This window comes from Paenibacillus sp. EB106-04-04-XG159, from assembly GCF_058791835.1.
In genome coordinates, this window is sequence record NZ_JBYTDY010000004.1 from 25,858 (window position 1) to 52,201 (window position 26,344).

The 26,344-nt window shown below is 48.1% G+C and carries 28 protein-coding genes, 1 riboswitch and 1 other annotated feature; of the genes, 17 read left to right on the forward strand and 11 right to left on the reverse strand.

The annotated features are described in order from the left end of the window. From AC3WTP_RS06065 to yunB, 3 genes are all read left to right on the forward strand, one after another. Window positions 1–819, forward strand: a complete 819-nt coding sequence (locus tag AC3WTP_RS06065) for an ABC transporter permease (RefSeq protein WP_492393696.1) — start codon at window positions 1–3, stop codon at window positions 817–819. Next, a complete protein-coding gene (locus AC3WTP_RS06070) occupies window positions 812–1,531 on the forward strand; it encodes an ABC transporter ATP-binding protein (protein ID WP_492393697.1) in 720 nt (239 codons plus the stop codon). The genes AC3WTP_RS06065 and AC3WTP_RS06070 overlap by 8 nt, the downstream gene beginning before the upstream one ends. Before the next feature lie 173 nt (window positions 1,532–1,704). Further along, on the forward strand, window positions 1,705–2,754 hold the full coding sequence (gene yunB / locus AC3WTP_RS06075) for a sporulation protein YunB (protein ID WP_492393698.1): 1,050 nt from the start codon (window positions 1,705–1,707) through the stop codon (window positions 2,752–2,754). A 79-nt stretch (window positions 2,755–2,833) separates the two neighbouring features. On the opposite strand, the gene AC3WTP_RS06080 is transcribed toward yunB, so the two are convergent. After that, a complete protein-coding gene (locus tag AC3WTP_RS06080; protein WP_492393699.1) occupies window positions 2,834–3,907 on the reverse strand; it encodes a M23 family metallopeptidase in 1,074 nt (357 codons plus the stop codon). 322 nt (window positions 3,908–4,229) lie between these two features. Here AC3WTP_RS06080 and lipA point away from each other — a divergent pair, with 322 nt between their 5' ends. The 3 genes from lipA to AC3WTP_RS06095 all read left to right on the forward strand — a co-directional run bounded on the left by lipA (window position 4,230) and on the right by AC3WTP_RS06095 (window position 6,986). Next, the gene (gene lipA, locus AC3WTP_RS06085; RefSeq protein ID WP_492393700.1) at window positions 4,230–5,114 is read left to right on the forward strand and encodes a lipoyl synthase; all 885 of its coding nucleotides are present in this window, start codon (window positions 4,230–4,232) and stop codon (window positions 5,112–5,114) included. Window positions 5,115–5,214: 100 nt separating this feature from the next. Further along, window positions 5,215–6,003 (forward strand): YutD family protein, encoded by a 789-nt coding sequence (locus tag AC3WTP_RS06090; protein WP_492393701.1) that lies wholly within the window; start codon window positions 5,215–5,217, stop codon window positions 6,001–6,003. Window positions 6,004–6,157: 154 nt separating this feature from the next. Then, a riboswitch (cyclic di-AMP (ydaO/yuaA leader) is annotated at window positions 6,158–6,285 on the forward strand. 2 nt (window positions 6,286–6,287) lie between these two features. Then, window positions 6,288–6,986 (forward strand): CAP domain-containing protein, encoded by a 699-nt coding sequence (locus AC3WTP_RS06095; RefSeq protein ID WP_492393702.1) that lies wholly within the window; start codon window positions 6,288–6,290, stop codon window positions 6,984–6,986. Between the two features lie 130 nt (window positions 6,987–7,116). On the opposite strand, the gene AC3WTP_RS06100 is transcribed toward AC3WTP_RS06095, so the two are convergent. Both AC3WTP_RS06100 and ylbJ read right to left on the reverse strand, forming a co-directional pair. After that, window positions 7,117–7,938 (reverse strand): NAD kinase, encoded by an 822-nt coding sequence (locus AC3WTP_RS06100; protein ID WP_492393703.1) that lies wholly within the window; start codon window positions 7,936–7,938, stop codon window positions 7,117–7,119. Between the two features lie 76 nt (window positions 7,939–8,014). Next, entirely contained in the window at window positions 8,015–9,253 is a 1,239-nt protein-coding gene (gene ylbJ / locus AC3WTP_RS06105; protein ID WP_492393704.1) for a sporulation integral membrane protein YlbJ, read from the reverse strand. A 448-nt stretch (window positions 9,254–9,701) separates the two neighbouring features. Here ylbJ and AC3WTP_RS06110 point away from each other — a divergent pair, with 448 nt between their 5' ends. Together AC3WTP_RS06110 and AC3WTP_RS06115 are read left to right on the forward strand one after the other, a co-directional pair. Next, a complete protein-coding gene (locus tag AC3WTP_RS06110; protein WP_492393705.1) occupies window positions 9,702–10,082 on the forward strand; it encodes a globin domain-containing protein in 381 nt (126 codons plus the stop codon). A gap of 68 nt (window positions 10,083–10,150) precedes the next feature. Then, window positions 10,151–10,891, forward strand: a complete 741-nt coding sequence (locus tag AC3WTP_RS06115) for a DUF2225 domain-containing protein (protein WP_492393706.1) — start codon at window positions 10,151–10,153, stop codon at window positions 10,889–10,891. 12 nt (window positions 10,892–10,903) lie between these two features. On the opposite strand, the gene AC3WTP_RS06120 is transcribed toward AC3WTP_RS06115, so the two are convergent. Together AC3WTP_RS06120 and AC3WTP_RS06125 are read right to left on the reverse strand one after the other, a co-directional pair. Next, window positions 10,904–11,134: a hypothetical protein gene (locus AC3WTP_RS06120; protein WP_492393707.1), complete on the reverse strand. Its 231-nt coding sequence runs from the start codon at window positions 11,132–11,134 to the stop codon at window positions 10,904–10,906. Beyond that, complete coding sequence (locus AC3WTP_RS06125; RefSeq protein WP_492393708.1) at window positions 11,131–11,307, reverse strand: YycC family protein; 177 nt, start codon at window positions 11,305–11,307, stop codon at window positions 11,131–11,133. The genes AC3WTP_RS06120 and AC3WTP_RS06125 overlap by 4 nt, the downstream gene beginning before the upstream one ends. A 149-nt stretch (window positions 11,308–11,456) precedes the next feature. Between AC3WTP_RS06125 and AC3WTP_RS06130 the strand changes: the two genes are divergently transcribed. Continuing rightward, on the forward strand, window positions 11,457–13,247 hold the full coding sequence (locus AC3WTP_RS06130; protein ID WP_492393709.1) for a M3 family oligoendopeptidase: 1,791 nt from the start codon (window positions 11,457–11,459) through the stop codon (window positions 13,245–13,247). Between the two features lie 44 nt (window positions 13,248–13,291). Further along, entirely contained in the window at window positions 13,292–14,476 is a 1,185-nt protein-coding gene (locus tag AC3WTP_RS06135) for an MFS transporter (RefSeq protein WP_492393710.1), read from the forward strand. A 454-nt stretch (window positions 14,477–14,930) separates the two neighbouring features. Here AC3WTP_RS06135 and AC3WTP_RS06140 read toward each other — a convergent pair whose 3' ends face one another. The 3 genes from AC3WTP_RS06140 to AC3WTP_RS06150 form a co-directional block, all read right to left on the reverse strand. Further along, window positions 14,931–16,187, reverse strand: a complete 1,257-nt coding sequence (locus AC3WTP_RS06140; protein WP_492393711.1) for a methyl-accepting chemotaxis protein — start codon at window positions 16,185–16,187, stop codon at window positions 14,931–14,933. 251 nt (window positions 16,188–16,438) lie between these two features. Then, window positions 16,439–16,663 carry an alpha/beta-type small acid-soluble spore protein gene (locus tag AC3WTP_RS06145; RefSeq protein ID WP_492393712.1) on the reverse strand — a complete coding sequence of 75 codons (225 nt, stop codon included), beginning with the start codon at window positions 16,661–16,663 and terminating at the stop codon, window positions 16,439–16,441. A gap of 146 nt (window positions 16,664–16,809) precedes the next feature. Then, the gene (locus AC3WTP_RS06150; RefSeq protein ID WP_492393713.1) at window positions 16,810–17,775 is read right to left on the reverse strand and encodes an aldose 1-epimerase; all 966 of its coding nucleotides are present in this window, start codon (window positions 17,773–17,775) and stop codon (window positions 16,810–16,812) included. Between the two features lie 159 nt (window positions 17,776–17,934). Continuing rightward, window positions 17,935–18,176, forward strand: a binding site (T-box leader). A 78-nt stretch (window positions 18,177–18,254) separates the two neighbouring features. On the opposite strand from AC3WTP_RS06150, the gene trpS reads away from it, so the two are divergent. Continuing rightward, on the forward strand, window positions 18,255–19,241 hold the full coding sequence (gene trpS / locus AC3WTP_RS06155; RefSeq protein ID WP_492393714.1) for a tryptophan--tRNA ligase: 987 nt from the start codon (window positions 18,255–18,257) through the stop codon (window positions 19,239–19,241). A 497-nt stretch (window positions 19,242–19,738) separates the two neighbouring features. Here the strand turns inward: trpS and AC3WTP_RS06160 are convergent, their stop codons facing one another. Then, on the reverse strand, window positions 19,739–19,927 hold the full coding sequence (locus tag AC3WTP_RS06160) for a hypothetical protein (RefSeq protein WP_492393715.1): 189 nt from the start codon (window positions 19,925–19,927) through the stop codon (window positions 19,739–19,741). 179 nt (window positions 19,928–20,106) lie between these two features. Between AC3WTP_RS06160 and AC3WTP_RS06165 the strand changes: the two genes are divergently transcribed. The 4 genes from AC3WTP_RS06165 (at window position 20,107) to AC3WTP_RS06180 (ending at window position 22,560) form a co-directional block, all read left to right on the forward strand. Beyond that, window positions 20,107–20,325 (forward strand): alpha/beta-type small acid-soluble spore protein, encoded by a 219-nt coding sequence (locus AC3WTP_RS06165; RefSeq protein WP_492393716.1) that lies wholly within the window; start codon window positions 20,107–20,109, stop codon window positions 20,323–20,325. Window positions 20,326–20,552: 227 nt separating this feature from the next. Continuing rightward, window positions 20,553–20,837: a hypothetical protein gene (locus AC3WTP_RS06170; protein ID WP_492393717.1), complete on the forward strand. Its 285-nt coding sequence runs from the start codon at window positions 20,553–20,555 to the stop codon at window positions 20,835–20,837. Between the two features lie 147 nt (window positions 20,838–20,984). Beyond that, complete coding sequence (gene cyoE, locus AC3WTP_RS06175) at window positions 20,985–21,917, forward strand: heme o synthase (protein WP_492393718.1); 933 nt, start codon at window positions 20,985–20,987, stop codon at window positions 21,915–21,917. 31 nt (window positions 21,918–21,948) lie between these two features. After that, window positions 21,949–22,560 (forward strand): SCO family protein, encoded by a 612-nt coding sequence (locus AC3WTP_RS06180; RefSeq protein ID WP_492393719.1) that lies wholly within the window; start codon window positions 21,949–21,951, stop codon window positions 22,558–22,560. Here AC3WTP_RS06180 and AC3WTP_RS06185 read toward each other — a convergent pair whose 3' ends face one another. Beyond that, complete coding sequence (locus AC3WTP_RS06185; RefSeq protein ID WP_492393720.1) at window positions 22,561–22,914, reverse strand: toprim domain-containing protein; 354 nt, start codon at window positions 22,912–22,914, stop codon at window positions 22,561–22,563. 439 nt (window positions 22,915–23,353) lie between these two features. Continuing rightward, window positions 23,354–24,529 carry an MFS transporter gene (locus tag AC3WTP_RS06190; RefSeq protein ID WP_492393721.1) on the reverse strand — a complete coding sequence of 392 codons (1,176 nt, stop codon included), beginning with the start codon at window positions 24,527–24,529 and terminating at the stop codon, window positions 23,354–23,356. 141 nt (window positions 24,530–24,670) lie between these two features. On the opposite strand from AC3WTP_RS06190, the gene AC3WTP_RS06195 reads away from it, so the two are divergent. After that, on the forward strand, window positions 24,671–25,105 hold the full coding sequence (locus AC3WTP_RS06195; RefSeq protein ID WP_492393722.1) for an ATPase: 435 nt from the start codon (window positions 24,671–24,673) through the stop codon (window positions 25,103–25,105). Next, on the forward strand, window positions 25,102–26,274 hold the full coding sequence (locus AC3WTP_RS06200) for a transglutaminase domain-containing protein (protein WP_492393723.1): 1,173 nt from the start codon (window positions 25,102–25,104) through the stop codon (window positions 26,272–26,274). Before AC3WTP_RS06195 ends, AC3WTP_RS06200 begins: the two co-directional genes overlap by 4 nt. Window positions 26,275–26,344: the final 70 nt, after the last annotated feature.

A 26,344-nucleotide genomic window follows, 5' to 3' on the forward strand; every position in this document is an offset into this window, starting at 1 on the left:
ATGGATGCTCTATATGTGGCGAACCGGGAAATAAAAATCGGATTCCGCAATCCATGGTCGTACTCGTTCATGGTGCTCTTCAGCCTATTCAGTCTGTCCTTACTATTCATCAACGCACAGCAAACGATTGAGGGATACTCCAACATAACAGGCACGATGCTTAACTTTATCCTATACCTATTGCCGTTAATGACACTGCTGATTGGCTCATTCTCGTTAACAGCAGAGAAGGAGGAAGGAAGCTGGCAGCTGCTGTCAACCTATCCGATCAGCACCTTGTCGTTCATCCTCGGCAAATACGCGGGACTGCTTGTAGTGCTGTTGACGATTATCGCATTTGGCTACGGTTTAACAGGCATGGTGGGGTTTCTCTTTGGCAACGGCTTTGACACGGTTGCATTTGCGCAGTTTGCTGTATTCTCTGCAGGCCTTGTCGTACTGTATCTTGCAATAGCTTTAGGAATTGGAACATTAGCGGCTAATCGCTGGCAAGCGCTGACGATTGGCGTAGCAGTCTGGTTCTTCACCGTCATCGGGTGGCCGACACTGCTAATCGCTATTCTAGGAATCATACCTTATCTATGGATTAAACCTGTTCTCATTGCGCTTACGTTCTTGAATCCAGCGGAGCTGGTTCGCATATTTGTCGTTGTAAAATTAGGCGGCGGTTCGATATTGGGTCCCGAATATTATAAATGGGTACAATGGATCTACGTTCCTGACGGCACGTTCTACTTTATCGTGATCAGCTTCTTATGGGTTGCGATTGCAGTAAGTGCTGCGTATTTCTTCTGGGAGAGGGGCCGTGCTCGTGGCTGAAGCCGTGCTTAAGCTTGAACATGTCAGCAAGCAGATTCGAAAAACGCCTATCATTCATGATGTGGACATGCATATTAACGAAGGAGAAGTCGTAGCGTTGTGCGGGGGCAATGGAGCGGGCAAGAGTACCATTCTGCGTATGATTACCGGCATTCTTCAGCCGACACTAGGAGAGATTACGGTTAATGGACTGCGTTGGAAGGGAAATCGCAAGCCATACGCCGAGCAGATCGGGTATATGCCGGATGAGTATCTGTTTGGTCAAGGGTTAAGCGCGAGAGAGACACTGAGCTTCTGGGCCAGCTTAAGGAAAGTACCTGCGGAACGAGTACAAGAAGTGCTGCAGGTGGTTGGTCTGAGTGAGGTCAAGTCCAAGCCGGTGTCCTCATTCTCCAAAGGAATGAGGCAGCGTCTGCTGTTTGCTCAAGCCTTGCTTGCCAAGCCTCCGCTGCTCGTTCTGGATGAGCCGACAAACGGCTTGGACCCGTATTGGATGAATTCCTTTGTTAATCTGGTGCGTGCTGCCAAGAGTGAAGGTCATGCCATCATATTCTCGACGCATCAGCTTCAGATTGTGGAAGCAGCTGCAGACCGAGTTGTATTTTTAAGAGAAGGACGTATTGTCAATGAAGGTTCGGTGGAGTCTTTCCGGCAGAAGGACGGAACACCGGGACTGGAGCAAGCTTTCGTTGACATGCTTGGATTCCGTTAATATATTGTACGAATGAGAGAACACCCCGCTGAAGCAGTTCAGCGGGGTGTTTTATGTTGTCTACTCATTTAGCGATAGTTGTACTTAGGTCATACTGTTCCTGTCCACTTGTGCATACATATACAAAGTACAGGCTGATTGAGGTTGATGTGATAAGTAAAGGAGGTGAGCGTGTGCGATGGGGGAATGATTCCTTGCTCAGACGGCTTATGCAAGCCTTTACCGGTGTAAGAAGGCCGCGGCGTTGGGGAAGCGGCAGCAGCTTTCGTATGCCCGCGTGGGGACGCGCGCCCCACGTGAAGCGGGTGAAGTGGCATTCAGCATCTGCTTCGCGACCGACAGGTTCAAGCGCGAGTTCAGCGTCTGGAAGCCGCAATTATGCGAGTTGGAAGCAGCAGGTACCTAAGCCGAAGCGTAAACGAAGGCTGTGGCTGATTACGCTGCTGATCTTTATATTGTTGTCGGTGCAGATGTTTATATATGTGGATAGGCATCTCCGCGAACCGCTTATGCACTTAGCCAAGATTAGAATGAAGCAGATGGCGACTCAAGCGATTAATAAAGCGATCAGTGAACAGATTACGAATGACAGGTCGCTGGATCAGCTAGTTCAATGGAATACAGATAATCAAGGGAAAGTATCCAGCTTTATTCTCAATTCGAATGAGCATATGCGAATTACGTCTGAGACCGTTACGGTCGTACAAGACGCGCTTCATGCGATGGAAGAATTCAAGGATCATATCCCGCTGGGGCAGGTATTGGGAAGTGCGCTTATCGCTTCTTTCGGTCCGCGGATTCCGATAAAGATGGAGCCTCAGGGAGCGGTCAAGGTTGAACTGAGTACGAGAGCACGAGATGTAGCCATTAACATGGTGCTGGTAGAAGTCTATGTTAAAGTGGTGGAGGAAGTAGCTATCGTCAGTCCGTTTGACTCTGAGCCTGAAATAGTTGAAACCGAGATTCCGATCTCGTACCTGCTTGTTGTTGGCGATGTGCCAATGTACTACTACGATGGAGAGGGCAATCCTGTGGGAACGAACCGCGATCAGGCGCCTGCGATTTCGCTGCCTCCATTATCGAAAGACAAGGGGACAACACGAACTAATCCTGGAATAAGTGTTGATCCTCAAGAAGAATCGCCTGTCATTAAGCCTGAGGGTGCGGAGAGCGAGTCCAATCAAACCGGAGAGAATGAACCAGAGCAAGAGCATAGTCCTTAAGTTATCAACAGACAGCAATATAGCGGAGTGGTATAAACGATATTAACGTTTGTATCCCTCCGCTATTATTTGTTTAGGATCAATTGGACTTTTTCTGCTGTGCAGCACGCAAAGTGCGCTTCTCGTCATTTTCCCATTTCTTCAACAATGGGTAGGGGTCAAATGCATATTCCACTAATCCGCGATCGCGATACACACCGTAATGGAGATGAGGTGGAAACTTGCCGGAGGTTCCAGGCTTACCATATCCCGAGCTGCCTACCCATCCGATAACTTGTCCAGGGGTGACGATATCGCCTTGGTTTAGAGTTTTATTATACCCCGATAGATGAGCGTAATAATGGTACAGATTGTTTATATCTCGAATGCCGATTCGCCAACCGCCATATCGATTCCAGCCCTTCACCTCAACGATGCCGAAGCAGGTGCTTCTAACAGGCACGCCGTGCGGCGCAAAGATGTCAGTTCCTTCGTGAATGCGGAATCCGCCGTAATGTCGACCCATCCCCCAGGTGCTCCGGTAAGAGTAAGTAGCATTGACGGGAAGCGGAAAAGCACTGCCATGCAATTGTATGCGGTCAAAATGCTCATATAATCGTGAGAACTGGAGCACTCGTTGAACCGCACGACTATTTTTGTAATAATTCCACAAGCCAACAGCGAAGTCATCCTCATGAATTCCATACGATCCGATAAATGCTGAAACGCTGTACAGCAGATCAATATCATTGTTGCGATCAGCAAGAGAATCTCCTGAACCATCCTTGCCTAATCCGTGGAACATCGAGATGGACTTTGGATTCTGATCTTCCGGATCAGGGTTAAGCATTCCGGTCCATTTGGGCTGCTCAACGAATACGCCAATTACACGATCGGGATGCTCTCGCTTCTTCGCATTGGCCTTCGTTAAGGTGCGCTCATATTGATCCACAGCAGCGAGCCGATACCAGGGGATGCCTGTCAGAGCGCTGAGCTTATCATAAATATCTCTCCGCTGTTTATATGGATTATCGCCAGATGCTGCTTCTGGCAGTTTATGCTCTGCTGACTCGGATGCCGCAGGGGCGGGATCTGCATACGCATTAGTTGCGGAAAGGTTGATGGTTCCCCAGATGACACTGCATATCGTCAAGTGGATCACGAATCGTCTCATGTTCTTACCTTCCTTCACAAGTGACAGAATAGTTATGCTTAGGATGTACGGATATAACGAACTTATCCAAAGTCGGCACACAGATCGCATAGTCGCTGATCACCAAAGAGCCTGTCTTCATATAAGGGTATTATGCCTATTGAATAGTCTGTAAAAATTGGACAATAAATTGATTGAATAATTAAAATATGCTAAGCTCAATCATAGTTTAAGTTACTTCGTAAGAGCTCTTGCTGTGTATCCAAGTAATATTGTGCGAGAGACGAAGACGATATCAGCAAGGGTCGAGGTTAAGTGATATAAGAAGGTAGGTTGCCCGCTAATGAAAACAAAATTGCAAAAACCCGACTGGATTCGCATTAAACTGACAACAGGAGAGAATTACTCCGAGATAAAGGATATGATGCGCTCTAAAACGCTTCATACGGTCTGTGAAGAAGCGCGTTGTCCGAATATATATGAATGCTGGGCTAATCGTACAGCGACATTTATGATTTTGGGGGACATTTGTACACGGGCGTGCCGTTTCTGCGCAGTTAACACTGGAATGCCGACTGAGCTCGATCTGCAGGAACCAGAACGTGTAGCTGAAGCTGCGGAACGCATGGGATTGCGTCATTGCGTCGTAACCTCTGTTGCTCGAGATGATTTGAAGGATGGCGGAGCTACTATCTTTGCTGAAACGATTGCAGCGATTCGCCGTCGATTGCCGTTCTGCTCTGTAGAAGTACTGATTCCCGACTTTATGGGCAATTGGGACGCGCTTAAGCTTGTAATGGACGCTAAACCAGACATCTTGAACCATAATGTCGAGACGGTAGAGCGCCTGTCAGACCGAGTGCGAGCTAAGGCGAAGTATGAGCGTACGTTAGAACTGCTGCGTCAAGCTAAGCTTATGAAGCCTAACATCCCTACCAAGTCAAGCATTATGCTGGGCGTTGGCGAGGAATGGGAGGAAATACTAAGAACAATGGACGATTTGCGTGCGGTTGATGTTGATATATTGACGATCGGACAGTACCTGCAGCCTACGTCCAAGCACTTAAACGTGGAGCAATATTATACCCCGGAACAATTCGAGAAGCTGAAGGAAGAAGGACTTAAGCGCGGATTTAGCCATGTGGAATCGGGTCCGTTGGTTCGCAGCTCGTATCATGCACATGAACAAGTAAAATCAGCGCATGAGAACAAGGCTGCTCAAGTTTAGATTAACTGCCATCAGTTAGGCGTGAACACGCAAAGCTGCGGATAGGCGAAGTAGGTTGGTCCGTTGGGGGCGGAAGAGACGGGAAGGAGGGAATAGGACAGTGATTCATATCGGTGGTAGAACGTATGAGATCGTGAAAGAGCATCGGACCGCCTGGAATCCGGAAATGTTTCGTGACCGTTATAGTGAAGTGCTGGATCGGTACGATTACATTGTTGGAGACTGGGGATACAATCAATTGCGATTGAAGGGCTTCTTCAAGGACAATCATCCCAAGAACACGAAGGAAACTACGATGTGCGGGGTCATGGACTATATTAATGAATATTGCAATTTCGGCTGTGCATATTTCATCTTGGAGAAAAAGCCTTCTAAGGACGGACGCGGACGAACGATAGAATCTTGGGAGTCTGATGCGGAGATGGAAGGTGCAGCTGCAGCTGAGGATATGTCAGACGGCGCAGATATGCAGCAGGGCATATCGTTAACACCGGGCAATGCAGTGACTGACGATAAGCAGGATGCTTCAGAAGCGGGCTCAGACGAACCAATCTCGCGTGCGGAACGCTATAGACGTGCAGAGCGTCAATTCCGCACAGATCGCAGCGATAAGCAGGAGCGTAATGGGCGTCCGGCTCGGCAGGACAGACAAGCTCGCGGGGAGCAGGATCGTGGACCGCGAGCTGATCGAGGCGAGAGACCGGAACGCTCGGAACGTAATGACCGTGCTGAACGCTCAGAACGTGGAGATCGCAATAAGTCGAGCCGTCAACAGCGCAGCCGATTCAAGCCTGGCAAGCAAGGCGGGCAGCAATCAGGCGGTAAACCGCAAGCTGGCAGCGGCCGTGACAATGAGATGCAGCGAGCTCCAGAAGGCGTACACTCCTAATAAGAGAAAGACCAATCGTGTGACCAACCGTGAACATATGCGGTTGGTCTTTTTTGCATTCCTTTGATATGGGTCGGGTGTAATAATATGTATTAAATTACAATAAATTTGAAATGAATGCTGCTGCCATACATGTTACAATTCTGTAAGAAATTCAAAAACAAAGCTGAAGCTCACATGAGCGCGGGGGAACCACATATGGGGTGAAATCGCGTATGCGATCGAGGAGACTCTTTCACTCGAACCCGACAGCTAACCTCGTAGGCTACAAAGGGAGAGAATTGATGATGAAGAAACATATGATTACATTGGCAGTAGCAGGTGTACTTGCGTGCAGTCCATTTTTAGCGGCAGGATCCGCTGCAGCAGCGCCAGCACAAGCGCCGAACTGTGATGCAGTTAACGTTCAATATAGCTTTAACTCGTCTAATTGGAATGCGGCATTGCAAAATTGGTTGGCAAATTGGAAACCAATCTATCAAACACCAGGCCAAGGTCATAACCCGAATAATGGACAAGGTCAGAACCAAGGTCAGGACCAAGGTCAGAACCAGGATCAGAACCAAGGTCAAAACGATAACTCACAAGCTAACGAAGATCAGGGTCAAGCCAATCTATCAGAGTATGCAGCACAAGTGGTAGAGCTTGTTAACCAAGAGCGTGCAGCAGCAGGCTTGTCTCCTTTGACAGTCGATAGCAAGCTGTCTGATGTAGCGATGCTTAAAGCCAAGGACATGTATGACAATAACTACTTTGATCATCAATCGCCTACGTATGGTTCTCCATTTGATATGATGCAAGCAAATGGAATTACGTACAGAACAGCAGGCGAGAACATTGCTAAGGGTCAGCGTTCACCGCAGGAAGTAATGGACGCATGGATGAATAGCACAGGTCACCGTCAAAATATTTTGAATAGCAGCTACACGAAGATTGGCGTAGCTTATTACAACGGCGAATGGGTTCAAGAATTCATCGGCTAAAGCAATTATCGGGTTGTCTCAACATTCCTATTAGGGAAGGTTGAGACAACCTTTTTTAATTGCTCGTTGAAACGACAACAGGCTATCCCTATGTTGATTAATCAATAAAGGGATAGCCTGCAGCAAGTATTTAACGAGAGTCGTCTTGACCGATAAAGGCTTCTCGGACACGATTCCAAAATGGATATGGGCGATAACGGACAAAAGTAACCTTCTGATCTGCCACTCGACAGCTTACTGAGCTTAGGTTGTCCAGCGGTACGTTCACATGATCGATCGTTAATAATAGGCGCTGATGCTTGCGGGAATAAATATCGATATGGTGATGCTTCGGCAGGACAATGGAAGCTCCAAGTGTACGGAATACTCGATTGTTGATTGATGCGATCTCTGCCATCTGTATAGATTCAATAGAAGGATGCACCATGGCTCCGCCTAAGCTCTTGTTATATGCTGTGCTGCCGGACGGTGTGGAGATGCAGATGCCATCTCCTCTAAACATCTCAAACCGCTGTTTATTAATGTCAATCTGAGCGACTACGGTGCCGTCGACACCTTTGAGCGTGAATTCATTAAGTGCAATATATTGCTGCACTCCACCGTCATCGCGCTTGATCGTCAGCTCGATCAACGGGTACTTAACCTTGCGAGGTGCGATATCTTCCAGTGAAGCGTGGTCGGACATAAGCTCGACGAGTGTCTGGATCTCATCAGCTTGCCAATCGGCATAAAAACCTAAATGTCCTGTATGTATACCCACAAAGGCAAGAGAATCCAGTTGGTTGATATAACGATGAAAGGCCTGCAGCATCGTTCCATCGCCACCGATGGAAATGACAATCTCAGGGTATATGGAATCATGCGTTAGTTGATGGTCGGATGCAAGCTGTTGAAATCGATCGGCTAACCGATTCGATAGTTCATCGCCGCGCGACAATATGGCGTATTTCAAGATAGCGGCTCCTTTATTGGCAAGTCATGACATATTCATATTAATCGTTCCGCTACTGGAAAACAATCATTATCTCCTATCGATTTGAGCGCAAAAGGCGAAGGAGCACCCCTAATACCGCCATTATCGACGTTATGCCAATGAATACCGCCATTCCCCATGAAATAAAAGGAATCGTGTCAGGCCAACCCTTCCATTCTTGCGTTAGTGCCGTTGACATCCATGTCGGGACATGGAGCGTATCTGTCTTCAACCAAGGGTATAGCCAATAAGCTGCGATAGCAGCTAGAAAACTGTGAATCAAGCGCGAAATGACAAACGGCGTATATCGCAAATCCGTTTGATTCAGAATGCTGGCAATCTGGGCGTGAACCGATAGACCAGCCCATGAGAGTACCCATGCTGCTGCGACGAGCTGCAGGTGGGTGCCTGCTTGGGTTGCGGCACCTGCGCTCTTAGCGCCGAGTGTGACCTCGAATAAGCCGCTGGAGAAAGCTTGAGCGAGTATGTCTGGAAGGCCGAACAAACCGAGGGCCGCACTGAGGAAGGAATCCCATATAAGCATAACGGAAGAGGCGGTGAGCAGCTCCATGACGACTGAAAAGAATACAACAAGACCGCCAACGACAATCATCAGCTTCAAGGATGATTCTACTGCTTCGCGCAGCATGGTGCCGATCGAGCGGCCGTCGCTGATTCTCGCCTGATGCATAGCGTTGAACGCTTGCACGAATATATGCCTCATGGCAGTCCGTTTCGGCTGCATCTGGTCTTTCTGCAATGGAGTAGGCGCAGCATGCGGAGCGTAGAAGCGCATGAGTAAGCCTAGGAGCAAGCCAGATCCATAATGCGCGGCAATCAGAGTCAGGGCAAGGCTGGCATGGCCGAAGAAACCGACAGATACCGCGCCGATCAGAAATATAGGATCGGACGTCGTCGTAAAGGCGACTAGGCGTTCTCCTTCCTCGCGCGTTATTAAGCTTTGTGCCCGTAAGCGCGTTGTAAGCTTTGCGCCGACTGGATAGCCGGATGCATACCCCATCGCCATGACGAAGCCTCCCACACCGGGTACGCGAAACAGTGGACGCATGATCGGATCAAGCAGTGTTCCAATAAAATGAACAATGCCGAAGCCAAGGAGCATTTCAGAAATAATGAAGAATGGCAGGAGGGATGGAAATAGTACGTCCCACCATATGGTCAACCCTCTTTCAGCCGCTGTTAGCAGTGACTGTGGATAGATAAGCATTAGGAGCAGGCTGATAGAGAAGATGGCTGCCAGTAATATGAGATTGAGCCGTTGCCACCGATACATCGTAATCTCCCTCCTCGATTGTCCGCCCAGCCGAGTGGGAGACAGCTGCGAAGCGTTGGACAAGGGTCCAACACCATCATATGAGCGGGAGAAGAGGAACATTCTCACTATGAGAGACGAGTGGGGATATCCCTATCACAACTCATTCTCAACTGTAATCAAAATGTAAAGAAACCGTTTGCATTTTTTCGTATCATCGCGTGAATCCTTATGATAAGATAGTTATATAGAAGGATGAAACGGTATCCGATAATTAGGGGTGATTCGGATGAGTATAATAGCAGGCCTCTTAGTTTGCGCTTTCGTTTACGTTATTCGAGAGTCGTTGATGGGTCCACCAGAAGATTGGGAAACATAATATTCCAGGTTCGGCGCTAAACAGAGTTTAGCGTCTTTTTTGTGTGCTATAATGTCCATGTGTAATATTACCGATAGATAGGAGAGCGTTATGAATAAATATAACGAAACCTTATATGACATGATTGGCGGGGAGCAAACCGTTCGACGCATGGTAGAGGCATTCTATCCAAGAGTCCAGCAGGAACCGTTGCTAGCCCCGTTATTTCCTGAAGATATAACGCCTGTATTGGAGAAGCAGTTTTTATTTTTAACACAATTCTTCGGAGGGCCGATGCTGTACACGGAGCAGAATGGACATCCGATGATGAGAGCGCGCCATCTGCCATTTCCGATAACCATTGAACGCGCACGCGCCTGGTTAAGCTGCATGGATGCCGCGCTTGTCGACATTGGGATGCCGCCTGAGCTGCGTGAAATGGTTATGAACCGCTTGTCAGGACCAGCACATCACTTTGTAAATCAATCTTGAACTACTGAATATGGTAAGCATACTCCATTACACAATTGAACTTGGACTTAATCTAAGGAGGTCGGCATATGCAAACTAATAATAGTGACGTAGAACCATTATACGATCTTACAGCTACCTGTCCTGCTTGTGAACGGGACTTTCGAACTTCGCGGATTCGTCCGCGTTATAAGAAAGCAATCCGTATGGATTCTGACTTCTGTCCTCACTACGCAGACCCCAGCCTGAACCCGGATTACTATGTCGTTCAGATATGCGAGCACTGCGGCTGCGGAACAACAGAGCATGCTCTTAAGCAATGGAGCGAAAGGCAGCACGAAGAATTCAGCGTGCGTGTATCTTCGCAATGGCAGCCTCGTTCCTATGCCGGGGAACGAAGCTGGAAGGTTGCATTGGAGACGTATCAGTTGGCCTTGCTTACCGCGCAGACGATCAATGAAAGCCAGCGCGTGATTGCTGGACTATTGCATCATATCGCTTGGCTGTACCGCTACCAAGGAGATGAAGCTCAAGAGCAGAAATACTTGCGATTCGCGCTGAATGCCTATCTATCCGTATATGAACGGGAGTCTCAAGATCTTAACGACGCGCGGCTCATCTTCATTACAGGAGACCTGCATCGCCGCTTAGGTGAGTTCTCGGAAGCGGCTAAGAATTTCGCGCACATCATACATGATCAGCGGATTATGGATGCTGCGATGATACGCGCCGCTCGTGAACAATGGACGATCATGCGTGAAGAGATGAAGGCTCAGCAGCTCGAAACTCCAGATCAGTTATTTAACGATGGCAAAGTAAAGCTTACTTAATCCGATTCATAACTAACGCATGCTGCGGTCTGCAAGCAGGTAGTCTTGATCGGCATTAATAATCGTAACTCGATGATGGCAGCATGGAAAGACGAGCAGCCGCTTCTTTCCATCGCGTATTAGCGGCAGCTCCGCAGGCTTAATCGGCAGCAGAACATGGTTCTTTGAGCAGAAGGGACAGGCTTCAACGAATAAGTCCCCCATCATTTCGTCATAAGGTATCGTATTCTCTAACGGAATCATTGCTTAGCCTCCGAATCGCCCGACTCCTCCAATTGGGGTTTATCTTGTTCAGCTAATTCAGCTAATTTCTTAAGTAAGATATGCTGCGGCATATGCATTAAATGTTCGACCGGGACACCTAGTGCTTTGGAAAGCTTAACAGCTGTGTCTGCGGATATTGGTAGTGGTTTCATGATTGAACCTCCTGCGTAGCCAGTGTATGATGAGATATAGTTTAGTTATACACGGTCAGAACGGAAATGACAAATCACGTTCGACCTAATTAAGTTTGATCATAAGTGAGTAATGACAATCAATTCTAGATGTGAGAGGTGTGTTACGAATGAAGCAACCCCTGCAATTAACTTGGGATTTAGATGTCATCTTTCCAGGCGGTTCGGAATCCGAAGCGCTGCAAACTTACTTACATACTTTACAGAATGATTTACAGCGATTGAATACAGAGTTGAAGTCGCTGCCTGTACCGGCTGATGAAGCTGGCATTGACCAGCTCGTTGTGAAGACGAAGGAGCTCGAGGATGCTACCATGCGGCTTCGCCAAGTGGCCGCCTATATAAGCTGCTTGACGGCTCAGGACATTAATGACAAGAAAGCAGTACAGCTGAATGGTCGATTGACAGAGCTTCTTGCACAATATGTAACGATCAATACGTTATTCGATGAAAAATTAAGCACGATGGCAGACGATCTGTGGGAGCAGTACACAGCACAATCCGATATGGCTGCTATTGCATTCGGATTGAATGAGCGTCGCCAATGGGCGCGTGAGAAGCTGCCTCCTGAGCAGGAAGCCTTAATCGGGGATCTGTCCTCTGATGGCTACCACGGCTGGGCAGAGCATTACAATACGATCGTTAAGCATATCCGTATCGATACTGTAGATAACGGTAAGGTACAGCAATTATCCGCAGGTCAAGCTTATAACAAGCTGTCTCATCCCGACCGCGGCGTTCGCGAGGATATGTTCCAATTATGGGAGGACGCTTGGGCGGAAAAGGCGGATTTCTGCGCGGATACACTGAATCATATTGCAGGCTTCCGTTTGAAATTGTATGAGCATCGCGGCTGGGATCATGTGCTGAAAGAACCGTTAAAGATCAATCGCATGACTCAAGCTACACTTGATGCGATGTGGAATACAATTGTGCTGAATAAGCCTGCATTTGTCGCTTATTTTGAACGCAAGGCGAAGCTGCTTGGCGTAGATAAGCTTACATGGTGTGACGTGGAAGCGCCTCTATCGAGTACGCAATCCATTACCTCGTATGATGAAGGGGCAGCAACCATAGTGGAGCAGTTCGGCAAGTTCAGTCGGAAGATGTCTGACTTTGCAGTTCATGCCTTCGAGAACAACTGGATTGAAGCGGAAGACCGCGCGGGCAAGCGCCCCGGGGGGTTCTGTACCTCGCTTCCAGTAACCCATCAGACTCGGATCTTTATGACCTATGCGGGAACACCATCGAATGTTTCTACACTCGCCCATGAGCTAGGTCACGCCTATCACCAGCATGTGATGGATGGGCTGCCAGGAATGGCTCAGCAGTATGCGATGAACGTTGCTGAAACCGCCTCAACCTTTGCAGAGATGATCGTTGCGGATTGTGCTGTGAAGCAAGCGCAGGATGAGCAGGAGAAGCTTGCTTTGCTGGAGGAGAAGATCAAACGGTCGATTTCGTTCTATATGAACATCCATGCGCGATTCTTATTTGAGACTCGTTTCTACGAGAAGCGCAAGCAGGGTTTATTATCTGCAGATGAGATATGCACGCTTATGGTGGAAGCTCAGAAGGAAGCATTTAACGACTCATTAGCTTCCTATCATCCGCACTTCTGGGCGTCGAAGCTGCACTTCTATCTGACAGGTGTACCATTCTATAATTACCCTTACACTTTCGGTTACCTGTTCAGTACGGGGCTGTACGCTCGTGCGCTTCAAGAAGGCGAGGCCTTTGCTGAGAAGTACGACGCGCTGCTGCGCGATACAGGCAGTATGACGGTTGAGGACTTGGCGCAGAAGCACTTAGGAGTTGACTTGACGAAGCCAGACTTCTGGCAGAGTGCGATCGATGTTACTTTGCAGGACGTCCAACAATTTTTGGAAATGACAAAATAATAATAGTAGGCATTATGGTGCAATTAGAAAGGTGAGTACTTAGCTTGAAACTGCTGTTAAGATCTGTGCAAATGATGTTTTATGCAACGAATGCGATATTGATTCCATATCTCTCCTTGTATTTACAAAAACGCGGCTTTAGCCCTGCAGAAACAGGAACCTTGATTATGCTGGGACCCTTTCTGGCCATGTTCTTACAGCCGCTGGTCGGCGTCATCAGTGATAAATTAAGAGCGACCAAACCGCTGTTGCTTGTGCTATGGGTAGGGGTAGGACTTAGTTCTGTGTTTTTATTCATGACTGATCAACGCGCTGTAATTGCTGTTAGTTTGTTGGCATTTTATATATTTATGCAGCCTGCCGTTTCCCTGTTGGATACGTTATTGATAAAGGGCGCGAGATCGTTAAATGTCTCGTATAGTTCTTTACGTTTATGGGGCTCGGTCGGGTTTATGGTGGCGCTCCTGATTATAGGACAGCGTTTTGAAGCATGGGGCGGATTGGATTCATTGCTCATTATGTTTGCACCGATCTGGATTGGTGTGTTCATTATCTTTCTTCTGTTGCGAGAACCGACTGTGGAAGAACCACAGGCGAAAGCCGAATCCAAGATGGATATGGCCATGATGCGCAAGACATTGGCAAGCCCGGCGCTGCTATTGTTCTTCGGACTTATATTGCTGCTTGGCATTCCTCATCGGATGAATGACGGCATGTTGTCGCTCCATCTGCAGGATCTGAACGCATCAGCAGCACAAATATCATACGCGTGGGCAGCAGCTGGAGCAGGCGAGGTTATAGGCTTCATCTTCATCGCCAGATTTGTTCAGCAGAAAAAACTGCTGTCGTTATTAGCGACGGCATCGCTGTTGTATGCTATCCGCTGGCTGCTGTATGCATATGTGACTGTTCCGAGTGTTATTGTTGTACTGCAAGCATCTCATGCCTTTACGTTCGCGGCAGTATGGATCTTATCCATTGATTATGTTACGCGTGCACTGCCTAAGCAGATGTTGGCTACCGGCCAAGCGCTGCTTAACATGATCTTTATCGGTCTAGGTGGACTAATTGGCGGTTCATTAGGCGGGCTGCTCCAAGAAAATTATGGCAACAAGACCATGTATTTATTTGGTGTAGTCTGTTCGTTAATAGCGGCGATTGGATTCTTTCTATGGAATAGACGCGCGGGGAGTGCGGCTGCTGTACAGGAGTATAGCAAGGCCAATTAATCGAATTGTGAAGAGGAAGGGGCTTTCCCATAAGTACATGGGAAAGCCCTTTGCTATCTGCAAGGGCTGGGAGCGGACACACGAGCCGCTATTTGCAACAAACACCACTGATTCACCATACTGGCGGACCGTAGAGCTGTTATTTGACCCGAATAAGCAGTTTAGTGCTAGTTTTGGAGCAAATAGCGTCATCTGAGTCCGTAAGATCTCAAAAAACACCTCGAAACCATGAAATAGCGGCGCCTGTGTCCGTTCAAGCGTGGGTCATACGGCTTTGCTGCCATCGTATTTGCTATCGGACAAAAAAACCGCTGATCCAGCTTCATCGACTAGCTAAGCGGATTCATATTGGTGTAAAAAAAAAGAAGGGTTGCCCTAAAAGACATAAGAAACATGACTTTTAGGACAACCCCTCGTATAGCCTTGAACGGCGCTGCGTTATGCCTTTTGCTTGCTACATTTTAAATACATGAATGGTTCGCTGCAATTGACCTACTTTCTGCTGCATCTGGGCAGTAGACTCAGCCATTGCTTGAACTGAGTGGATCTGTTCATTCATAGAAGCGGATACCTGCTCTGTACCTGCAGCGGATTGCTGAGTGATCGCTGAAATATTTTCAATGGCGGTTGAAATGGTCTGCGCTCCCTCAAGCATGACGTCGCTCTCACGAGCAAATGTAGAGATAGCTTCTGCTATGTATTGGGTACTGGATATAATATCTTGAAATACAGTTTGTGTTTCTTGAATCATCTCGGTCTGCGTGCGAACGATATCTTCGTTTGCTTTCATATTCACGGCAGCTTCCTTGATGGCTTGCTCGATGCCTTTAACGAGGGCAAATACCTCTTTCGTTGAAGTAGAGGATTCTTCAGCAAGCTTGCGAACTTCTTGAGCGACGACGGCGAAGCCAAGTCCATGTTCACCTGCTCGAGCTGCTTCTATGGAGGCGTTAAGCGACAACAGATTCGTCTGCTCCGCAATCTCAGAGATCGTGCGTGTCATCTTGGAGATGCCTTCAGTCTGACGTGCTAATTGATCAATCGTCTTGGCTAATTGTTCTGTAGCTTCGATATTGCGCTGCATTCCAACGGTCTGAGTGTCGACGGCACCGCGGCCCTTATCGATCAGTTCAATAGTCATCGAGGAGTGTGTATTCATCTCCTTGGTGGACTGGGCATATGCTACGATCTTCTGCTCGATCTGACGAACAGAATCCGACATCTCGCCTATATCTTCGGATATCTCGGAAGCGCCAATCGCTAGCTCATTGGATGAAGCGGCAACCTGCTCCATAACCAGCTTCATGTCCTGACTCTTCTGCTCCATGTCGCGACCGGCATCTGATACATGACTAGAAAGCTCAGAGGTCTGCTTCAGGATATCGCGAAGCGTCTCCAGCATACGGTTGAAAGCTTCGCCAAGATCACCCAACGCGTCCTTTGTTTGGACGGGCACGTTAGCGGAGAAATCACCTTTGGCAACCTTGATCGCAGCGTAGGATATTTCTTTAATAGGGTCACTTAATGATCGTTCTAACAATGTAATAACGGGATAGCTGATGCCGATCAGTACCAATAAAGTGATGAGACCAAACAGTAAATTGGCGCCTGTAATCAGAAGAACAATGGTAGAGAGCGTAAACAGTCCCACAATCCCATAACACCCGATCAATAACTTCTGTCTGAAATTCAGCGAATTAAACCAAACCATTTCCTCGCCCCTTTAATCATCGTCAGTAAAATTTTTCACAATATTGATATATTATAGCATTGAGCCACATAGTGGTCTATGCAAATATATACAAAAAGGTGATAAGTACGATAATTGTTATTTATCATTATATCGGTTAATCAGGCACATAAAGTTAGATATGAAACGCAATTAAGGCTTCCAACTTTGCAGCTGAAAGCCTTCTCACCGTTATTTCAGTAAGTATAAATTGATTAATCTTCTTCAATAACCTAGCGAGTGGAACGGCCTGCCAATTGCTGCTCAGCCATCTGAACAAGACGTTTTGTGATGTATCCACCGATAGAACCCATATCACGGGATGTATAGTTACCATAGTAACCGTCTGGGGAAAGCGGGATACCAAGCTCACTAGCGATTTCGGCCTTCATTTGAGTCAAAGCTGCTGTAGCTTGTGGTACTACTAGATTGTTGGAGCGGCTTCCTTGTTGCGCCATGTTGATCACCTCCTTGTGGGATTAGTATGGGATGAATAGATAGAATTATGCGAGGAAGATAAAAAGGCTTTCATGTAAATAATGCCAGGCGTATGAACGCCTGGCATCTGATTATTGGTTATAAAGATGTAGGACTCTGTAGGACTCTAAGCGCGAGTAATGTCCAGATCGAGCACAAGCTCGACGGGTGTCTGCGGCTGCAGGTCAATCAACCCAGTCGTATCCTGATCAAATGGGAGATTAGGCGCGTCTGGAAGCCAAGTATAAGGCTCGATGCAAACAATCTCATCAGCCTCGCCTCGTGTGTAGAGCACCCAATGCTTGAAGTAAGGCTCGTTGCAGGAATAACGGATTCCGTATCCGTCATCGCGAGTCAGCCAAGCTTCAGGACGATGCTCGCCAATGCTGAATACCGTATCGAAGTTCGTACCTCTAACGTTCAATCCATCGTTTAACGCTGCGAAATCGCCGAGAGGCAGCGTACGGCCTGTCATGATAAGCTCTGAGTCCAGCTCATATACGCCGCTGACAGGCACTTTAAGCGTCCAGCGCTCTGGTTCCTGGTCGATGAGGAACCAAGTATGTGTTCCGAAGCCGAATGGCGCGGCCTGTTCGCCGACGTTCGTGATCGACAGCTTCTGCGTCAGCTTGCCGCCGGTCAATATGAGCTTCATGCTGAATTCAAGCGGGGTCGGATATTGACGAATCCAATTCGGGTCGTCTACGGAACGGAATACTACGGTTACGGAGCAGTTGTCTTCGGTGCTGCTATGTTCCGTAACGGTCCAAGCTTGCGTGCGGTGAAGTCCATGAATATGGTTGTTATTAGCCGTGTTCTGATCGAATTGATAGTCGACACCAGCGTAGGAGAAGCGTCCACGGCGAATGCGGCCTGGAGGCATAAGCATTGGCGCGCCGAAATGGTACGGCTTCGTCATATAGTAGTCGAGTTCGCTCTCCTGTGGGGTACGAAGTACGTCGCGAGCTGCGACCTTATCCCATAAGCGGATGACATTACCGCCTAGACCGGGTAGAAATGTTGCTTCCAGCTCATCGCTATGCAGAATGAGTGTTTCATATCTGTTCCATTGCCCTGTCGTAATGTGATGCATCAGTAATCTCTCCTTTATCCTGTAGTCCGCAGCATGTGGGGAGTACCTGTCCGAGAATCATCATAACAAATCAGTCTTATAAAGTCATACCCTGCTCACTACTGGACTGCTCATTGACAAACCGGTTTAGATTGATTATTCTAGTGGATAATATATGGTAAGAACACGATGACGAGGACAAGTAAGTTTACGCGCGCGTCAGCAGAGAGCCGGTGGATGGTGTGAACCGGTGCCGCAGCATAAGCCGAATGGACCTTGGAGTGCTTGGAGCAACCGATCGTTTACCGCGGAAAGGATCGTATTATGCTAAGCCGCAGCTCAGCGTTATGGAGTAGAGGTTCGGATGGCCTGCGGGCATATCTGAATGAATTAGGGTGGTACCACGGTCTTTCGTCCCTTACGGGGAGATGAAAGGCCTTTTTTGTTGTTTATTTTACATGAAAACGAAACGTCAATTCAGATATAAGGAGATCGATACTATGAAACGCGTATTATCAGGAATTCAGCCGAGCGGTCAGCTGACCATCGGAAACTACATTGGGGCGATGCAAAATTTCGTCAAGCTGCAGCATGAACATGAATGCTTCTTCATGGTTGTGGATCTGCATGCAATCACCGTACCGCAAGAGCCTGCGGCACTTCATGAGCAATCAGAGATGGTAGCTGCTCTGTACCTGGCTGCAGGAATTGATCCTAATAAAGCAAATATTTTCATGCAATCACATGTGCCGCAGCATGCCGAGCTGGGATGGTTGTTAACGACGATCAGCTATATGGGTGAGCTGGAGCGTATGACACAGTTCAAGGACAAATCGGAAGGCAAAGAATCAATTGGTACGGGATTGTTCGTCTACCCTACGCTGATGGCGGCGGATATTCTGCTGTACCAATCGGATCTCGTGCCGGTGGGCGACGATCAGAAGCAGCATCTGGAGCTTACGCGCGATCTGGCGAATCGCTTCAACTCTCGTTTCGGCGATACGTTCCAAATTCCGGAACCGTATATTCCTGAGGTTGGCGCGCGGATCATGTCTCTCGACGATGCGTCGAAGAAGATGAGCAAGTCCAGTCCGAATCCAGGCAGCTTGATAGCACTGCTTGACGATCCGGCTGTCATTCGCAAGAAGATCAGCCGCGCGAAGACAGACTCGGAAGCGCTTGTGAAGTATGATCCGGTGAACAAGCCGGAGATCAGCAACCTGATGAGTATCTACTCTCATACGGCTGGGCTTAGCATTGCTGAGATTGAAGCGAAGTATGAGGGGCTAATGTACGGTCCATTCAAGAAGGACTTGGCTGAGCAGGTAGCCGCGTTCATCGAGCCGCTGCAACAGCGCTACCGTGAAGTTCGTCAGTCCGGCGAGCTGCAAGATGTGCTGAAGCAAGGTGCTGAACGCGCACACGAAGCGGCGGAGAAGACGCTGGATGAGGTTAAGCGCCGCATGGGCTTCGTAATGCCGAGATAATGAGCTAAGCTGTAAGCGTGAATAAAGGGGTTGTCCCATAAGTCATTTTTTTCATGACTTATGAGGCAACCCCTTCTTTGCGTCTCAGCAGTCCCGACCTTATCGGCAAGCCGAAAAACAAGGCTGAGACGTCGAAAAACTGCATCTCAGCTCCAAAATAAGCTCCCGCAAGGGCTGAGATGCAGAAAAATGACGTCTCAGCCATCCCGACGGCCTCGGCAGCCGAAAATATGTCTGAGACGTCGAAAAAATGCATCTCAGCCCCAAAATAAGCTCTCGCGAGGGCTGAGATGCAGAAAAATGACGTCTCAGCTATCCCGACGGCCTCGGCAAGCCGAAAAACAAGGCTGAGACGTCGAAAAACTGCATCTCAGCTCCAAAATCAGCTCTCGCGAGGGCTGAGATGCAGAAAAACGACGTCACAGCCGTCCCCGCGGCCTCGGCACGCCGAAAAAAACGGGGCTTGTCCTCGTACATGAGGACAGCCCCGTTTGCATTTAAGAGGAAGACGTTGATTCCTCACGACGCCGCAATCTAGCCTTCACGATAAATCCAAGTCCCATATTGAGGACGGATAACACACCGAACAGGATAGCGAGCCATGCGCTGCTGGTGATAGCTATTGCAGTAGCCATCAGGAGGGCAACGGATGAGCATGCGAACCAGAGAGCGAGACCTTTATTCATAGCTGTCACTCCTATTCAACATTTTGAACGACATCTTACGAAAGAACTCATCTGTGCTGCTGAACACGACACTATTTTCGAAATATTGATGCTGTCCGGAATAACATTTGCTCTAGCGGTTACAATAAGCTTGCAAGCTTGCATCATAAGAACATGCCATTGTGAAAGGAGATTTTATTATGTCGAATCAATCTCGAACAAACAACTTGGTCGTTCCTCAGGCAACTGCTGCATTGCAACAAATGAAGTTAGAAATTGCGAGTGAATTGGGTATCCCAATCCCGCAAGATGGTTACTACGGCAACTACACTTCCCGCGATACTGGCTCCATCGGTGGATTTATGACGAAGCGTCTGGTCCAGATGGCTGAACAATCGTTGGGCGGAAGAAGCCAATAACCAATCAACATCATTGACTTGGCATTACATGCTCATTCCGTAACATGATAAGCTGCCCTGCGCGCGGGGCGGCTTATTTCTTGTATGTACAATGTATCATAATTGTTTGAACTTCGGGAAGGTATGATTCTAGAAGTTACTAATTCGGTTAATAAACGGTATTGTATTGTGGTGCATGTTGTTGCACAATAGAATTTATGGTTCTTTATGGAAAAAGGGGGATGTTGGTGGAACGAATCATATTTGTGGAATATCGAATCGACCCGGATAAGCGGGAACAATATATGAAATTAATGGATCAATTATTAAAGAATCAACGAGACTGCATCCTCTATGAAGGCTCAGATCAACCGAACGTTTTCGTTGAACAGTACCATCATACAACGCCAGAGCAGTACGCTCAGATGAAGCAATTGCGGTTAGAGGGACAGAGTGAATGGGATGGGGTCACAGACTGTATTATTGGCGGACGCGGCAAGCTTCATATATGGGAGTTTATACAAAAGAAATAAAGTTTGTAAAAAATACCGATCAATCTAATGTCAAATTGATGAACGATTTGTGGATACATTGTGTGGTATGGGCATTTTTGCTATGATAAAAATTACAGCACGATATATGTATATCTGCTTGGTTGGAATCAACAAGGAGGATCGCGCGTGGAAAAAATAATGACTTATAACGCTTCTTCCGAACCAGTCGTGCTTTCGCCCGAGCCGATGCGGGCTGGAATATGGAAGGAGTTATATCTATTAATTAAACCGGGGATTATCCGTTCTAATTTAATGGCGGCACTTGCTGGTTTCTGGGTAGCGGCGAAGTGGGATATCCCTTGGCTAACGCTTATGTGGACACTCTTGGGCACTGCGCTTGTCATGGCATCTTCCTGCGTATTCAACAATTACTTTGATCGTGACTTCGATATGAAGATGGATCGCACACGCAATCGCGCGCTGCCAACAGGAAGGCTGAAGCCTAGCTTCGTTCTGGGGTATGCCATCGTTCTCGGAGTTGCAGGACTAGCTACGTTGTTTTTATTCGTAAATAATCTGGCTGTGTTGTTCGGAATCATTGGTATGTTCATTTATGCGGTAATTTATACGTTATGGTTAAAGCGCACTTCGACTTGGAGCACTTCGGTTGGAGCGATATCTGGCGCAATGCCGCCGGTAATCGGCTATGTCGCGGTTACGAATACGTTTGACATGGGAGCTATCCTCATGTTTGCGCTTCTGTTCCTGTGGCAGCCGCCTCATTTCTGGGCGCTCGGCATACGTCGTGTGGAGGAATATCGCGCAGCGGGCTATCCGCTGCTTCCGGTAGTGAAAGGTATTGAGCGCACCAAGTGGCAGATGATCCCTTACGTGCTGCTAATGCTGCCATTGCCTTATCTCTTTTACCATTTCGGTTACACGGGAATCGTATATGTTGTATTAGGTACACTTGTAAACCTGGCATGGCTCTATATCAATCTAACTGGCTTCAAGGCCAAGGATGACGAGAAGTGGGCGAAGAAGAGCTTTGTTCTTTCGGTCAACGCCCTTATGCTGCATATGATTGTACTGATCTTGGACACGGTTGGAAGTATCTAATTGCGATTAACAGAACTGGGGGAGCTTGGCGATGGCTCAAACGATGAAGCGTTATTCACTTCAAATCTTCTTATTTGTACTCGTATTTATATTTGCTATTGCGGCAGCGTGGATATACTGGCCTAAGGGAGAACAGCTTCCGATTGAAGGTCAAGCTCCAGACTTCACGCTTGAAAATGTGGACGGGTCAACGGTCAGCATGTCCGGTACGAATGGCAAGGTTAGATTGGTATACTTCTTCTTCGCAAGCTGTCCGGATGTATGTCCGCCGACGACTTATATGCTGAATGAAGTACAGGATCTGTTGAAGGACGAGGGAGTATTCGGGACCGACGCCAACTTGATGTCCATCAGCTTCGATCCGGAGCGGGATACGCGTGAGGTGCTGATGAATTGGGCAACGGTTAAGAACAAGGCTGACTTGAGCGGCTGGTACTTCCTTCGCGGTGACGAAGCGGGTACCGCAGAGCTGATGAAGCAGTTCCAATCCATTGTCATCAAGGATAAGGACGGCAATTTCTCGCACTCGAATCTGGTTATCCTGGTTGACCAAGAAGGCAAGATACGGAAGTTCTACAATGCGAATGATCTAGACATCACTGCAGAAGTTATCGCCAAGGACGTCATATCGCTAATAAAATAACTACCCCATGAACGGGGCTGGATCCGGGTACAGGATGTACTCCTCCAGCCCCGCTTTTTCCATCTGCTGGATGAGGTATTCTTCTGGAGTTCCTTCCACGCCCGCATACCCGCGCCGTGTATATATATGCTCCGCATCAGGAAATACATCTCGCAGTATGCCGCGAATTTTCTTACCTGAAGCATCATTATCCATAAATAAATAGACCGGCCGATCACCGGCTTGCTTGCGCAAAGCTTCCATTCGATTCGTATTCAAGGTGCCGTAAGTGCATAACAGCATAACATCATCTGTGAGCAGGCGGCGTAAGCGGCTTTTGTCATTTTTGCCTTCAACAATAATGGCGAGCTCCATGTGGCATCCTCCTCTGATGCGGTCATTTAATAGATATTATCGTTCATTTAGTGTACCACAATCGGGAGGGATATTATGTTCTCGTTCAACAACTACAGAAGCGCAGGGTTGTCCATGCGAGGTCAGAAACGAACGGCTTGCTGTCTTAGCAAGCCGCATGAGGAGAGAGCGAGACACATTACTAGAAAATACATACACGCAGGATAATGACTAACAGGATAAATAGAACGAGGATCGTTCCTAAAGAAGACCCGGGGCCACAGGCACCGCCAAAGCCAGGACTCACAAGGCCGCCACAAGGTTCTACGCAATGTGACATTCGATTCACCCCTCTTTCTGATGTCAAGTCAGAAGACACAATGTATACTATGTCTTTAGGGTGGTCGTGTACTGTGCGAATACCCAGTGCGTCTAAAATATAGGTATGTGCCTTTTGAAGCTACCCTGCGGTTCTATGGAACGTTTGCTTTTGGGGTGGAGCCGTAATCAGCGGTTTGCTCATCGGAATTAGCATAACTGCGCCCATGAGCACAATAAACGCGATAAAGAACGGCGATATATAATCGCGCAGTTGACCCGCAATCAGCGGTCCGATAAAGGAGCCGATCGAGGATGCGATCGATAGGTAAGAGAATATGCGCCCAAATCGCACACCGCCGCTAAGCTGCAGCAGGTGAGTGGACATGGCGGGAAGCACGATTCCTTTCGTCATGCCGATGCCGAAGAGAACGACGAGCATCGGAATCGGCCATTTCACCGATAGAATGAAGAACAACAGAGCCAGCGCTATCGTGCCTGACCAAGTGCGGGTCTTAGCAGGGTAGTAATGAAGGAACAACATGCTCAATGTGGTTAAAGCGCCTAAGCTGACGGCAGTAAACAGGATGCCGGAATGCATGATGGATTGCAGGGCGTTGCCTACGAACGGCAGCTCAAAGAATAGGATGCCTTGCGAGCAAGCGATAGCAAACGGTAGAATATAGAATGTCCAAGGTACTCGTTGCGGCTTATCTGCTTGTACACCGACAGACATAGAATGCTGCTCGCTTTCCGGCAGCTGCTCGGTATGTTGGGGAGAACGGATGAAAAATACAGACAGCATGCCAATTGCAATGAGACCAATGCCAAGCGCCTGAAAGGAAGCTGAGAATCCCAGCTTGGCGACAAGAAAGGCGCCTGCTGCCGGTGAGACGACAGATGCGAGCGTATGGACAAGTCCATTGCCTGCCATCAGCTTGCCTTGCTGTACATGATTCTGCGCGAAGCGGGCAAGCAGCGCCAGACAGGCAGGGGACAGGAATGCAAGCACGAAGCCGCTGATGGAACGGACCATTAACAGTTCCCACGGATCGGATACATGGGCTTGCAGCACGAGCAGAATACCAGCACCGATCAAGCTGAGGACGATGAAGATGCGGCTGCCGAAGCGATCCACGCCATAGCCTGCCAACAAATTTCCAGGCAGATGAGTGAAGGAGTACATGCCCATCATCAGTCCAATAAATGAAGGAGCAGCGCCCAATGAGACAGCATACGGGGTCAGGATAGGATATTGGGCATGCAAATCGAAAAATGCGACAAACAAAAATAAATACAGCCACACGACCGAACGCAAATGACTCCACCTCCACTAGTTGCTATGTTATTACTTGTACGTCATAACGGACAAACTTATGACCTGTTTAGAGAAGATGTATGATCTTACTACCGATCCGTCAATGCTGTATAATACAATTTGGAAAGGGTGATGAAAATAATGGATATGGATGTTTTGTTTGAGTTTATTAAGCAGAATTGGCTCGTCTTCCTGATCGCACTCATCGTGTTGTTCATCATTGTCAGCTTCGTGAAGACTATGGTTAAGTGGGCATTCGTTATCGTGATTGTCGCGGCGGTAGCGGTGTACAGCGGAATTACGTGGTCGGATATTGATCAAGCTGTTACCACGGTTAAGGATGAAACTGTACAACAGTTGAAGGATCAAGCGATGGACGCCATGATTAGCGAGGCTAAGAAAGCGACGTACGAAGCGGAGTCTGACGGTTCGTATACGATTAAATCGCCTAATCTTGAGGTGAAGGGCTCCAAGAACAGCACGAAGGTAAACATTTCTTTCCACGGGGTGCCGTTAGGCGAGTGGGAAATGGACGATACGATTAAGAAGTTTGTTAACGAGGCCAAGAGTCAATGATGGATTCGTTGACAACGTTTGTGCAGTGGAACATCGTAACGATTGTGTTGGCGTTGATCGTACTGTACAGCTTGTGGCAAGGGGTGGGCAGAGGCGCTTCGGGGTCAATGCGCCACCTCTTGTTTATTGTAGCCGAAGCAGGCTTGACGATTCTATCCCTGTATATTGCCTCTAAGGTCGCACTGGGGCTGTCTTCTTCGCTTGCGGACTGGCTCCATAAGCTTGATATCACGATTCCGAATCGCGAGCTCGCTTGGTGGGAAAATATGTACTATACCTTCATCACCAGTTTGCGTGACATGTCGTTAATGCGATTCGCAACATTGATGCTGGTGAGCTATGTGCCCATTCGTATCTTGAGCGGTTGGATCGCAAGCTATATCTATATGTGGACAGGCATAACCGGAGCGCGCGACATGAACACCATATCAGGTGAAGCGGTAAGCAAGCGGTTCAGGCTCGTATTCAGCCGCCTTGTCGGTGGCATAATCGGTCTGGTCACAGGCATGGTGCGAGCTGTCTTCGTAGTGGCGCTGCTATTTATATTTGTTACCTTGCAGCCGGACGGCAAGATCAGTCAAGAAGTACAGGCCTCTAATGCCTATCAATATGCAGTTGCGCAATTGGTAGAGCCGCTGATGGGCGAGTGGGTCACGGAACAAGTGCCGATCTTCACAGCCTCTGTTGAGAAGCAGCTTAGTGAGCTGATGCAGCGCAAGTATGAAGTGATTGACCACCTTGTGCCTGCTGATATTGAACAAGCTGCATTGGCAGTGACAAAAGATGCGAAGACGGATGAAGAAAAGGCGCGCATGCTGTATGACTGGGTAGGCAGCAGGGTGAGATACGATTGGGATAAAGCGAACACCTACATCGAAAAAGGGGAATGGAAAGAACAGACGCCGCAGGATACTTTTCAATCACGGACTGGGGTATGCATCGATTATGCCCGCTTATATGCTATGATGGGGCGCTCGGTAGGCTTGGAAGTGAAGGTAGTGACAGGGACAGGATATGTCGGCAAGGGCGGGTACGGGCCGCATGCTTGGAACACAGTGAAGATCGGACCGAATGAATGGATTCCGCTCGACACAACCTGGGCGAGTTCAGGAGATTGGTTCAATCCGCCTAATTTTGATGCGTCGCATGTGCCTGATATGAATCTATGACAATATTTGACACGATCTACTAGGCTTTGAGTGCTAATGTCGAATGTGATAAACTATACAAATGGACAAC